Annotated in this window: 9 protein-coding genes and 1 tRNA gene; 8 read left to right on the top strand and 2 right to left on the bottom strand. The window is 43.7% G+C overall.

Translation table 11 applies throughout. The features are described from left to right. The first annotated feature begins 288 nt into the window (after positions 1-288). The 6 genes from gap to CAG60_RS11800 all read left to right on the top strand — a co-directional run bounded on the left by gap (position 289) and on the right by CAG60_RS11800 (position 5,577). A complete protein-coding gene (gene gap, locus CAG60_RS11825; RefSeq protein WP_154170558.1) occupies positions 289-1,284 on the top strand; it encodes a type I glyceraldehyde-3-phosphate dehydrogenase in 996 nt (331 codons plus the stop codon). Between the two features lie 161 nt (positions 1,285-1,445). Continuing rightward, entirely contained in the window at positions 1,446-2,327 is an 882-nt protein-coding gene (locus tag CAG60_RS11820; RefSeq protein WP_161439001.1) for a D-hexose-6-phosphate mutarotase, read from the top strand. Between the two features lie 85 nt (positions 2,328-2,412). Next, positions 2,413-3,231, top strand: a complete 819-nt coding sequence (rlmA, locus tag CAG60_RS11815) for a 23S rRNA (guanine(745)-N(1))-methyltransferase (RefSeq protein ID WP_161426087.1) — start codon at positions 2,413-2,415, stop codon at positions 3,229-3,231. Positions 3,232-3,304: 73 nt separating this feature from the next. After that, positions 3,305-4,228 (top strand): ChaN family lipoprotein, encoded by a 924-nt coding sequence (locus CAG60_RS11810; protein ID WP_161426088.1) that lies wholly within the window; start codon positions 3,305-3,307, stop codon positions 4,226-4,228. A 263-nt stretch (positions 4,229-4,491) separates the two neighbouring features. Then, positions 4,492-4,854, top strand: a complete 363-nt coding sequence (locus tag CAG60_RS11805) for a hypothetical protein (RefSeq protein WP_154170550.1) — start codon at positions 4,492-4,494, stop codon at positions 4,852-4,854. Positions 4,855-5,055: 201 nt separating this feature from the next. After that, positions 5,056-5,577 carry a DUF2058 domain-containing protein gene (locus tag CAG60_RS11800; RefSeq protein ID WP_158138733.1) on the top strand — a complete coding sequence of 174 codons (522 nt, stop codon included), beginning with the start codon at positions 5,056-5,058 and terminating at the stop codon, positions 5,575-5,577. Between the two features lie 598 nt (positions 5,578-6,175). Here the strand turns inward: CAG60_RS11800 and CAG60_RS11795 are convergent. Further along, positions 6,176-6,871, bottom strand: a complete 696-nt coding sequence (locus CAG60_RS11795; RefSeq protein ID WP_161439000.1) for a response regulator — start codon at positions 6,869-6,871, stop codon at positions 6,176-6,178. Beyond that, positions 6,861-8,294 (bottom strand): sensor histidine kinase, encoded by a 1,434-nt coding sequence (locus CAG60_RS11790; protein ID WP_161438999.1) that lies wholly within the window; start codon positions 8,292-8,294, stop codon positions 6,861-6,863. The genes CAG60_RS11795 and CAG60_RS11790 overlap by 11 nt, the downstream gene beginning before the upstream one ends. Positions 8,295-8,406: 112 nt before the next feature. Here CAG60_RS11790 and nifJ point away from each other — a divergent pair, with 112 nt between their 5' ends. Both nifJ and CAG60_RS11780 read left to right on the top strand, forming a co-directional pair. Then, positions 8,407-11,688 (top strand): pyruvate:ferredoxin (flavodoxin) oxidoreductase, encoded by a 3,282-nt coding sequence (gene nifJ, locus CAG60_RS11785; protein ID WP_161438998.1) that lies wholly within the window; start codon positions 8,407-8,409, stop codon positions 11,686-11,688. Positions 11,689-11,845: 157 nt separating this feature from the next. After that, positions 11,846-11,936 (top strand) — tRNA-Ser (locus CAG60_RS11780). Positions 11,937-12,434 lie beyond the last annotated feature (498 nt).

The following is a 12,434-nucleotide window of genomic DNA, read 5'->3' as shown; positions in this document are numbered from 1 at the left end:
AAAACTTGCCTATTTTACGCTTTGTAGCACATACTTTCTTTCCGAAATTCGAGTGGTATTTCACCTATAACACCCGAAGCTAGACTGACTATTCTACGTCAATTGGTAGGGATAAAAAGCAGCATCAAGTCTAAATATTAACCACTTGCAACTGATTGTTAAAAAAAACGATGCTTTTTTTTGACTTTAAACAAGTTAAGTCCGATTATCTGTTGCAGACATTTACTGGATTCTGTAATTTTACTACCAGTTATCTTTAATCAGAAATTAAGTTGTGGAGCAACTATAATGACTATCAAAGTAGGTATTAACGGTTTTGGCCGTATCGGCCGTTTTGTATTCCGTGCAGCACAAGAACGCAACGACATCGAAGTTGTAGGTATCAACGATCTTATCGACGTTGAATACATGGCTTACATGTTGAAATATGACTCAACTCATGGCCGTTTCAACGGTACAGTTGAAGTAAAAGATGGCAACCTAATCGTTAACGGTAAAACCGTTCGCGTTACTGCTGAACGCAACCCAGAAGATCTAAAATGGGACGCAATCGGTGTTGACGTTGTTGCAGAAGCCACTGGTCTATTCCTAGACGACGCGACTGCACGTAAGCACATCACTGCTGGTGCGAAGAAAGTAGTTCTAACTGGTCCTTCAAAAGACAAAACCCCAATGTTTGTAATGGGCGTTAACCATAGCAGCTACGCTGGTCAAGACATCGTTTCTAACGCTTCTTGTACGACTAACTGTCTAGCGCCTATCGCTAAAGTACTGAACGACAAGTTTGGTATCGTGTCTGGTCTAATGACAACTGTTCACGCAACTACAGCGACTCAAAAAACCGTTGATGGTCCTTCTGCAAAAGACTGGCGCGGTGGCCGTGGTGCTTCTCAAAACATCATCCCATCTTCAACTGGTGCCGCTAAAGCAGTAGGCGTTGTTCTTCCAGAACTAAACGGCAAACTAACTGGTATGGCTTTCCGCGTACCAACCGCTAACGTTTCTGTTGTTGACCTAACCGTTAACCTAGAGAAAGGCGCTTCTTACGCTGAAATCTGTTCAGCAATGAAAGAAGCTTCTGAAGGCGAACTAAAAGGCGTACTAGGCTACACTGAAGATGCCGTTGTATCTCAAGACTTCATCGGTGAAGTACAAACGTCTGTATTCGATGCTAAAGCTGGTATCGCTCTTACTGATAACTTCGTTAAAGTTGTATCTTGGTACGACAACGAAATCGGTTACTCAAACAAAGTTCTAGACCTAATCGCTCACATTTCTAAGTAATGTCGTGATTAGCGAAGTCATTCGTTGAGCAACAAAATTAGCTAAAAGGCGGCCACAGTGTCGCCTTTTTGGTCTTTTCTATTCACGAGATCTTGTTCGCCCTTTACCATCGATATTAAGTGCTGAATGTCTTAATATCCAAACATCAGGAGCTTATCTTTATGGATTTACTACGACTTCCTAGCCTAACGGTACTTTCTGACTGCGTCACGATTGTTGAACAGGATAATGTAAAAATCGTCCGCGTTATTCATGATAAAGCGGTAGCCGGTATTGCGCTGCACGGTGGTCATGTCGTGTCTTTTCGACCTACCGGTCAAGATGATCTACTCTGGATGAGCAAAAAAGCAATTTTTGATGGCAAAACGGCACTACGTGGCGGAATACCCATTTGCTGGCCGTGGTTTGGCCGCTTAGCGACTCCAGCTCATGGCTTTGCTCGCTCAAGTCAATGGCAACTCATCGAACATCGGGAAAACGAGCAAGGGGTGATCGTCGTCCTTGGTCTCGACAGTAACCAGCAAACTCGCTCAGTATGGCCGCATGAATTCCAACTTCGTCTGTCTATCGAAATCTCTGATAGCTTAACCGTGCGTTTAACCATTACGAATACCGACCAAAAGGCATGGACCTTTTCAGGGGCTCTGCACAGTTACTTAAATGTGGCTGATGTACGGGAGACAACCATTACCGGAATGGGCAGTGATTATATTGATAGTCTGCAAAACGATCAGTGGTGCCAAGGAGAGGAAACGCTAACCCTGCGCGACAGCATTGACCGGGTTTATACGAAGCCGCAATCTCACATTCAAGTGCAGGATCATCAACGTCAGCGTACTCTAGTGGTAGAAAATCAAGGGCATAACTCTGCTGTGCTTTGGAATCCGTGGGCACAAGGTGCTCAATCGATGGGAGATATGCAAGACGATGGTTATCTGACCATGCTTTGTATCGAATCAACTTGGCATGCACCGAGTCTTACTGCAGGTAAGGTCTTACAACCGGGTGAAACTCACTGTCTAAGTACACGGATTACCGCTTAATCTTGATTAGGGCGATAGTAACGCCCTTTTTATTTCGAATAAATATCGCTAAACTTGCCGACTTGATTTTCTCTTCGAGAGCGTTATGACTTATCAATGCCCCTTGTGCCACCACTCGCTAACTCTTCATCAACGCAGCTATCACTGTGCGAATCATCATCAGTTTGATCAAGCTAAAGAAGGCTATGTCAATTTGATGCCAGTGCAGCATAAACGCTCCAAAGATCCTGGTGACAACAAAGCAATGATGCAGGCAAGACGACGCTTTCTCGATGGAGCGCATTATCACCCAATGCGCAGCGCAGTGAGCACTCTGTGCACTCGTTACTTAGTCAATACCAACCACCAATTACTCGATATTGGCTGCGGTGAAGGTTATTACACCCAATATATTGCTAGTGCGTTACTTGAACAACATCCACAAGCCAATACCTATGGCCTAGATATCTCAAAAACAGCGATTCGTTTTGCTGCTAAACGTTATCCACAAGTGGACTTTGTTGTCGCCTCCAGCCATCGCTTACCGTTTGCCGATCAATCCTTAAATGCTATCGTGCGTATCTACGCGCCTTGTAAAACACAAGAGCTGCAGCGCGTTCTTGACGATAATGGCGTAGTCATAACCGTCACCCCTGCTGCTCGCCACCTTTATCAGCTCAAAGCGTTGATCTATCCGCAAGTGCAACTGCATGATGAAACAGCAGAAATCATCGATGGTTTTGAGTTAAAACATCAACAGCAATTGCACTATACTATGCCCCTTTCTGGGCCAGAGGCGTTTGATCTGCTACAAATGACGCCTTTTGCTTGGCGTGCGAGTGACCAACTACGCCACGATCTGCCATTAACGCCCCAGTTTGAATGTGAGGCTGATTTTATGATTCGAGTTTATCAAAAGGTTTAATTGATAATAATTATCACTACATTGATAATTAACTTAGCCTCCAGTAGACTGCTGACTCATTATTGGAGGCTTTATGCGTATTTTTATCACCCTTGCACTATCGATATGGCTCATCGGCTGTAGCGCTTCGAACTCTCGTCAAATCAGTGACTTTTACGACTATCAACTGGCTTCGCCTCAAGGGGAGTGGCTAGCATTGTCCAATCTTCCCGATGCGGTGAAACAAGCAGACGTGATCTTAGTCGGAGAATGGCATACCCACAGTGCTATCCATAAGTTTCAAGCCGATTTACTACGGACTTTGATTGAGCACCACCACCCCATCGTCCTTTCTATGGAGCAATTTTCTCGAGATAGCCAACCTTATCTGGATCAATATTTACAAGGCGAGATTGGTGAACAATACCTTATCGAGCAAAGTAACGCTTGGCCAAACTATGCCAGTGATTATCGTCCACTTGTTGAATTAGCGAAACATCATCAAAGACCCATTATTGCCGCCAATGCGCCAAAAAATATGGTTCGTTGTATTGGTCAACAAGGCATTGAATATTTAGATAAGCTACCTAAAGAACAACGTCATTGGGTCGCAAAAGAGATTAACCTCCGTGACTCCCCTTACAAAGCTCATTTTATGGCCTCAATGCATCATGGTAAACCGACCCAACATGAACAACAATTTGCCGCCCAAATGACTTGGGATGAGACCATGGCGGAAAGTATTGTCGATTATCTTGCCGCTCACCCACAACAACAAGTGCTACACATTGCCGGCGCTTTCCATATTCAGCAAGGATTAGGTACTGCGGCGGCGATTCATCAACGTAACCCTAATTTAAGCATCGCGATCATCACCCCAACCAGTCAACTTACTGAACAATCAAGCGATTTTCAGTTACTCGTCCTACCCATGCCGATTCGTTATCTACAACCGGCTCACCAATGGCAAGCGATTGAAAGACTCAAAAATCGCAACACAGATCTCAGTTGTGATTAAAATATCGACCAATTAATTTAACAGGCATACTGTTTGCTTATTAATCAACATTCGCCAAATGTGCAAAAAACGCACAAGTTTTTTTGCGCTTGGCCGATATGGATATTATCGACACGATTTCACGCTATCGACAGCGTGCCATGGTACATAAGTAGCACTTGCTTATGTACCATAAACTAAAGGTTAACGTCGTAAGGACACAAGTTAACCGATATAAAATCGGAGATCGACAAACTGCGTTGCTGTTGATTAAGGAGAATAGAATGAATCCTGTTACCTCTGGTGCTCCACAGACCTATTCCGCCAACGGGACGGCTTCCTCTGTCATGCCAATCACTACCGATAATGCTCATGATCTTCCAGCCAAAGCAGAACCGAATAAAGTCACCCTATCCGAAGAAGGCAAAGCGCTGCTTGCGGCTTTGCAACAGTTCAATGACTCGGAGCATCAAGAGCAACAACCTGAGACACAACCCAAATCGGGTACAGCAAAAGCCTTTACTTATGGTGCGCTAGGAATGGGACATCCTGATCAAACCACAGAACCAACGAATAAAGCCTATACAGCGGGAAAATACCTTTCTGCAGCAGCAAAAATTGGTGGCCTTGTACTTCTACTCGCTTGAATAGATTTGTGGCTTTATTTGCTCAACACGAGTCGGTACACTTAGCCGTTATTGATTAATAGTAACGAATTGAACGCCTCAGCTATCGCAAATAACCAGCGCTCGTTAAGAAAAGCCTCATCGGCTTAAAGTGCATAATGCAGTACTGAACTGCCGCCTTCAATTCGTATCGAAACACTACCTGATTGTATTGGACTAACCATGACACGACTATCTCTACAAGAGCAAATGCTCAAAGCGGGCCTTGTGAATGAAAAAAAACTTAAAAAAGCCCAAAAAAGTTCGAAGAAATCACGCGTACAAGCGCGAGAAGTAAAAGCCGCCGTTGAGGCAAATAAACAAGAGCAAATAGAACGTGATAAGGCGTTAAATAAACAGCAAAAAGAACAATTGCTGACCAAGGAAATTCGCGCTCAAGTGAAACAGTTAATTGAAATGAATAAATTGCCGCACAATAACGGCGATATTCAATATCACTTTACCGATGGAACCTTAGTCAAAAAACTCTACGTTGATAACCAGACTCGCGATCAACTCAGTAAAGGTCATCTCGCGATTGCTCGTTATGAAGAGAGCTACGCCATCATTCCTAATATCGTCGCTGAGAAAATTTGGCAACGTGATGAGAACAGTATTATTCCTCTACCAGAAGAAGATAAACAAGCCCATGATGAAGAAGATCCTTACGCCGATTTTGTTGTCCCTGATGATTTAATGTGGTAGAGCCGCAGAATAGACCCACTTATCGCCACCGCTCTTCGACTTTTAGCGATTACAATCACTCTCGATAATTAATCTATGAGGGTCAATCAAACCTATTGCAGAAAGGCTGCAATAGGCAGAATTTGGATAAAAAAAGGGGCTCCGAGGAGCCCTGAATCGAAAAAAGTGATAGCAAAGGGGGAAAGGACTTTTGAGCTACAGGTGCGCTATAAGCTCTTTGGGTCTGAACCATTGCTGCCATTCAAACGCTGTAGTTCCCAACTCTACAGGTTTGAACTTTCACTTGACGCAGTACAACCCTTACAATACCGCGTATGACTTACATCCTGTATGTTATGTTGATCCGTCGACAAAAATGTACTGGTTATTACTCTGTGTTGTGTTTCGCAAACTATCCCACTATAGATTCACGCCCAACCTGTCTGAATACTTAACCCAAACCCACACCATCGAACCATAATGTGGGCATGTGATTACTATAAGTAATTCGATGTATCCATGTTGTATAGATAAAGCGTAGGCGTATATAATTTTTATAAAGAGAGATAATTAAGCATGATACATACAAGTCAATCTGATGCGAGTCAGTACTTAACTATCAAACCTCATCCACCAAACGATAACCCACCCCTGTTTCAGTAATAATGTGTTTCGGTTGAGCAGGAATATCTTCGATTTTATGACGTAATTGAGCGACGTGAATACGCACATAATGGTGATGCTCAATATAGTTACTGCCCCATACTTCTTTTAAAATTTGTTTATGAGTCAAAACTTTACCCATGTTTTTGGTCAGTAATTTAAGAATGTTGTATTCGGTTTTCGTTAACTTAACCACTTGTCCATCTTTGGTCACACGCTGTAAAGCTAAATCAATCACGACTTGACCAAATTGATACTGCACTAACTCCTGCTGATCGGGTTGTTCAAATAAACGCAAGGCAACCCGAATTCTTGCCAGCAATTCCTCACTCCCAAATGGCTTAGTCAAGTAATCGTTAGCACCAGCATCAAGGGCGAGTACTTTGTCCGTCTCTCGCTCTCGAGCTGAGATGATAATGATAGGGGTCTGTGTCCAGCTACGCAGCTCTTTGGTCAGCTCAATCCCATCTTTATCCGGTAATCCTAAATCTAATAAAATAAGATGGGGATTCCAATTGGCGATCAACGCAACCCCCTGCTCTGCCGATGAGGCGGTTTTGACCTGATATTGATAACCCGTGATCAGGACATTTAAAAAACGCTGAATAGGTGCTTCATCTTCAATAATTAAGACTTTTATTTCACTGTTCATACAGTTCCTTTAAATCATACAATCGACAAGGAATACTCACATTAAAACAGATGCCTCCGCCCGCAAGGTTATGCGCGCTGATCTCACCTCGGTGAGCTAAAACAATCACCTGACAAATTGCCAAGCCCAACCCAGTACCATCTTTTTGCTGATCATTGAGTCGATAAAATCGTTCAAAAATACGTATTAATTCTGGCTCCGGCACGCCCGGCCCATTATCCGCTACCGTTAAAATAAACCGTCCGTTAGTATAATCGGTCGTGATCGTAATTTGACTGCCTCGCGGAGTATACTTAATGGCATTTTCAAGTAAATTTAAAATAACTTGCTCAATCAGCAAACTGTCCAATTCCACCAACATCGGCGTACTGGTAAACTGAATGTGATGGAATGTTAGTCGCGAGTTCAGACTCGCTAATACGCTGCCAATCAGCTCTTCTGGCTCAACCCAATCAAGCTTAGGGACCAAAGCACCTGTGGTATAACGGGTAATGTCGAGCAATTTAGTTAAACTACGATTCAACCTCCGCCCTTGCTCGGCAATGGACTGTAATAGCTCATCTCGAATCGCCGAAGATAAAACAACACCGTTATCTGCTAAGGTCGTTGCCGCGCCAATAATCGTCCCTAAGGGTGTTTTAAGATCATGAGAAACTGACGCTAATAAGGTACTGCGCATCGATTCTAATTGATTGGCGGCTTCCACTTGAGCTAACGCTTGATTGGCCTGAGATCGCGCTAACGACAAACTCAATAAAGACAAAACCCAAGGCTCAACACGTTGTGGCGGCTGATCGGTTTGTATCACTAGTGCTCCCAACTCTCTCTCACGATCTTTTAGCCAATATACCGATGCCGCTGATAACGGCTGATTAGGCTGCCAACTGTCGATATCTGGCAAAGTCCATTTGTCATGCTGGGCGACCAGTCGCCAGTCTGGGGAAGACAAAAACACAGCGCCACGTAATGCTGACTCTTTACTCAAAAACTGTACCGTTGCTTGCGCGATTTGCTCACTAGTGCGCAGCGCCGAAAGATGGCAAGCTAACTGGTAATATTTTTTATGCTTATATTGCAAGCGTTTATTTTTCTGTATTTCCTTCCGTTGTGACTGTGTTATATTGATCGCGAATATCCCACTAAAGACCATCACCGCATAAGTAATGATGTGCTGTGCATTCTGAAATCGGAACGAATGATAATCCGGTAACAGAAAGTAATGAAAGATAATGACCCCAGCTAAAGTCATTATATAAGCATAGCTAGGCCGAAGTACCGATGCGCTTAAGATGTTGAGTAATAAGAACAACATCGCTATATCGGTCTCTATCATAACTTGACGGTAAATCACCCCGATGACGGTTATCAAACCGTACAGCAATATCAGTATGATGATTTTATATCCATCGTACTTTTTCAGCATGTTCTGCATCTTAACCATTTTATTTCTCGTGTTTTCGTCACGTTATGTGAGGGAATCATACTTGTTTAGCCTTAAGTCACAACCATTGTGATTAACCAGAGGTTCCAGAGTGATGAATTGGATTACTGATGCTAATACCGCGGTAGCTCAAGTTGCTTACCAATTGAGTGAAGTGATCGCCGTTTACCCGATCACCCCAAGCACAACTATGGCAGAAAAATGTGAGTCATGGGCAGCACAAAAACGGCCTAACCTTTTAGGGGAAGTGCCTCAGCTGATTGAAATGCAATCGGAAGCAGGAACCATTGCTGTTGTACATGGCAGCGCAATGAGTGGGGCGTTAGCAACAACCTTTACCTCATCACAAGGTTTATTATTGATGATACCAACCTTATATAAACTGGTTGGTGAACTCACGCCATGTGTGATTCATGTTGCGGCGCGTGCTTTAGCCACTCATGCTTTATCAATTTTTTGTGATCATTCAGATGTGATGAGCGTGAGACAGACCGGTGTTGCCATGTTATGTGCAACGGATGGCCAGCAAGCGCAAGATATGGCGTTGATTGCGACGCTTTCTTCTTTGCGTTGTCGGTTACCGTTTATTCATTTTTTTGATGGATTTATCACTTCACATGCTCTGACCAATCTTATTCCTCTCGATGAGCAAACCATTAAGCAATTACTTTCCGGTGATGATCTACTTGCGTTTCGTCAGCGAGCCTTAACCCCTGATAGGCCAAGCCTACGTGGTGCAACCGCAGACAGTGATAGCTATTTCCAATGCCGAGAAGCGCAAAATAGCTATCATCAACAAACGCCATCTATCGTACAAAGCATCATGGATGACTTTGCCGCGCATACTGGACGACAATATCATTTAGTCAGCTATACTGGTCACCCACAAGCGACTCAGGTTATTGTGGCACTTGGTTCAGTCACCGAAACCCTGAAAAGCTATGTTGATCAACAGGTCAATCTCGGCCAGAAAATTGGCGTGATCAGCATACATCTTTATCGCCCCTTCCCCAGTGAAGCGCTATTAGAAGCCCTGCCAAATACCGTGCAACAAATCGCAGTGCTAGACAGAACCAAAGAGCCAGGATCGAGCGGAGAACCGTTATATCTTGATGTATTACATGCATTACAAACCCTGCCTCGCTCGATTACTTTATATCGTGGTCGATACGGGTTAGCCGGAAAGCCCTTTTATCCTGAAGATGCTGAGCAAATTTTTAATATGCTTTCGGCTCCTCAAGCGCAACAAAAAAGAGAATTTGTGATCGGTATTTCCGATGACAAGACACATCTCAACTTACCCATCGCCCAACTCACTCATAATGACGACCATTTACAACAAGTGCTGATGTATGGTTATGGGGGAGATGGCAGCGTTTCCGCTGGGAAAAATGTGCTTAAGGTTTTAGGTCAACATTATCAATCGAACGTCAATGCGCAATTTGAGTACGATTCAAAAAAATCACGGAATATTACCACCACTCACTTACGTTTTTCATCACAGCCGATTCGAACGCCTTATCCAATCCGTCAAGCGCAGCTCATTTCACTGAGCCAAGAAGGGTTATTACGGGATATAGACATCAGTACTCACCTCGCTCATCGTGCCATTTTACTAATCAATACCAATAAAACAGGCAGTGAGCTGTGGTATAAACTTCCGACGTCACTACAAGCCGTAATTCAAGCGAAACAAATTCGCGTGATCACCCTTGATGCCGATCAACTGGTGGCAAAACATCAGCTTAACAATAAAACCAGTGTGGTCATGCAGGTCGCCACCACCCTACTGTTAACCAATCAACAAGATAACCAAGCCCTGCTTACCCAACTGCGCAACCTATGTGAACAACAGTTGCAAGGAAAATCGGCCGAGCTGATTACACGAAGTATTGCGTGTATCGAAGCCACACCAGAGAATATTAATTACAATCCTTTTGCTGCTCATGTCGCCTCTAGCTTTATCGCCCCTACGCCATGTGCTTCTGCAGAGCCCTTATCGTTAGTTGAACAACTGCTCGCTAGACAAGGAAATAGCTTGCCAGTGTCTGCCTTTCCCGCAGATGGCTGCTGGCCAACCAACACATCGCATCTCGAAAAAAGAGACATTTCCGAGCAGCTACCTGTCTGGTCGGAAGATTTATGCACTCAATGCGGTTACTGCGTCGCGATTTGTCCGCACTCAGCCATTCGAGCGAGAATTGTCGAACCAACAGAAGGCGAAGATTTATCACCATTAAAAACCATGCCTTACCGCTCTCGTCATCAACCAGATGCTATCTATACTTTGCAAGTATCACCCAACGATTGTACTGGCTGTCAGCTGTGCGCGAACGTTTGTCCGGGTAAAGATAAGAAAAATCCTGAACGTAAATCCTTGATGATGGTCGCCAAACCCGATTGTTACGATCAGGAGGTAGGTCAATTTGAACGCTTTGAAGCCTTACCAACACAAAATATTTATCAACAAGAACGTATTGATGTCAAAACGCTTCAACATGTTGAGCCTTACTTTGAATACCCTAATGCCTGCGCTGGATGTGGCGAAACCGCTTATATTCGAACCCTAACTCAACTGTTTGGGGATAGACTATACATTGCTAACGCAACCGGATGCTCTTCTATCTTTGGTGGCAACTTACCGACAACACCTTATAGTCAAAATGCGGATCGACGAGGGCCGGCATGGGCCAATAGCTTATTTGAAGATAATGCCGAGTTTGGTCTGGGTATGAAACTGGCTGTCAAGGCCCTTCAATCACGAGCAGAGCATGTATTAGCCCAACAAGGAGGTTCGGATAACACTCAAGCGTTGAATATTCCTGAACGTCGCCAGCAAATTCAAGCTTTGCAAAATCAGATTGAAGCACAACCTCAACATGCTGAGCTGCATCTTCTTTTGGATTACTTAGTCGAAAAACAAGTATGGCTAATCGGTGGTGATGGCTGGGCCTACGATATTGGATTCGGTGGACTCGATCATGTACTAAGAAGTGGTGAAAACATCAACATATTAGTGCTTGATACTCAATGCTACGCCAATACTGGGGGACAAAAATCTAAATCAACCCCGCAAGGCCAAACGGCGAAATTATGCAGCGAGCCTAATCCAAATCCAGCGAAAGATTTGATTGAGCTTTACCGCCACGTCCCCGGAGTTTATGTGGCCAGAATTGCACTCGCGGCTAATATGAATCATACCATTAAGACCTTAAAAGCCGCGGGTGAACACCAAGGTCCATCTTTAGTGATCGCATACTCACCCTGTATTGAACACAATTATGACTTAGCACACAGCGCCGAGTTTACTCGCAACTTAGTTAAAAGTGGCGACTGGCCACTCTATGCCGAAGTCGGAGGAAAAGTTACTGAATAACAGCGATAAAACTCAAACCAGCCAGCATGAATATCACTTTACTGGTTGGTTTAAGCCAGTTAAGGAAATAAAAATGCCTTTTTTGCTCGTATTTTATTCACTTGAAATCAAAGGGACTTTACAAGCACTAAGAAGCCTTATATTATTCGCGCCACACGGAGAGATGGCTGAGTGGTTGAAAGCACCGGTCTTGAAAACCGGCGATGGTTAATAGCTATCCTAGGGTTCAAATCCCTATCTCTCCGCCACATTCAAGCCCTTGAGTAATCAGGGGCTTTTCTCGTTTTAAGACGATCAAATGTCACCTAATACAAGTAGGTGATACATATGTATTTGATTAAATTGAGCAATAACGTGTTTTATACACGTATTTCCACTCCTGTTGCACTACATCTTTATCGAGCATCTTTATCAAGGACACACACCTACATTTTTCTCTTGGCCATAATGCTGCCTGGCCGCTTAAAAGGACATACACTTATAAATCCATTCGATAACGCTGTGATCGATTTAAAAACTAACCTTGATGTGCGATTCAGAAACGGCCTTACTTAGATATAAAAGTAAAACATCAAATAGTTGGGTGATTTCAAAAGAAGGGACTACCACCAGCACAATTACTGGCTCGTTTTTACTAGACTTTAGCAGTTGTTAGGTTGCTTATTCCAAGAGATAAAGCTGTACTCTTTGTTTTTTCAGAAGCACTTTCGCTATTACCGCCTGAGGCCGAGTACCGATAGCTGTCG

Origin of the sequence: Vibrio sp. V33_P6A3T137 (genome assembly GCF_009904835.1) — a bacterium.
GTDB classification, from domain to species: domain Bacteria; phylum Pseudomonadota; class Gammaproteobacteria; order Enterobacterales; family Vibrionaceae; genus Vibrio; species Vibrio metschnikovii.
Note: the sequence above shows the minus strand (reverse complement) of the source record. Positions and strands in the feature narration are given on the sequence as shown.

Excerpts from the sequence above, each read along its gene's own strand:
- gap (WP_154170558.1), top strand. The coding sequence starts at position 289 with ATGACTATCAAAGTAGGTATTAACGGTTTTGGCCGTATCGGCCGTTTT.
- CAG60_RS11820 (WP_161439001.1), top strand. The coding sequence starts at position 1,446 with ATGGATTTACTACGACTTCCTAGCCTAACGGTACTTTCTGACTGCGTC.
- rlmA (WP_161426087.1), top strand. The coding sequence starts at position 2,413 with ATGACTTATCAATGCCCCTTGTGCCACCACTCGCTAACTCTTCATCAA.
- CAG60_RS11810 (WP_161426088.1), top strand. The coding sequence starts at position 3,305 with ATGCGTATTTTTATCACCCTTGCACTATCGATATGGCTCATCGGCTGT.
- CAG60_RS11805 (WP_154170550.1), top strand. The coding sequence starts at position 4,492 with ATGAATCCTGTTACCTCTGGTGCTCCACAGACCTATTCCGCCAACGGG.
- CAG60_RS11800 (WP_158138733.1), top strand. The coding sequence starts at position 5,056 with ATGACACGACTATCTCTACAAGAGCAAATGCTCAAAGCGGGCCTTGTG.
- CAG60_RS11795 (WP_161439000.1), bottom strand. The coding sequence starts at position 6,871 with ATGAACAGTGAAATAAAAGTCTTAATTATTGAAGATGAAGCACCTATT.
- CAG60_RS11790 (WP_161438999.1), bottom strand. The coding sequence starts at position 8,294 with ATGCTGAAAAAGTACGATGGATATAAAATCATCATACTGATATTGCTG.
- nifJ (WP_161438998.1), top strand. The coding sequence starts at position 8,407 with ATGAATTGGATTACTGATGCTAATACCGCGGTAGCTCAAGTTGCTTAC.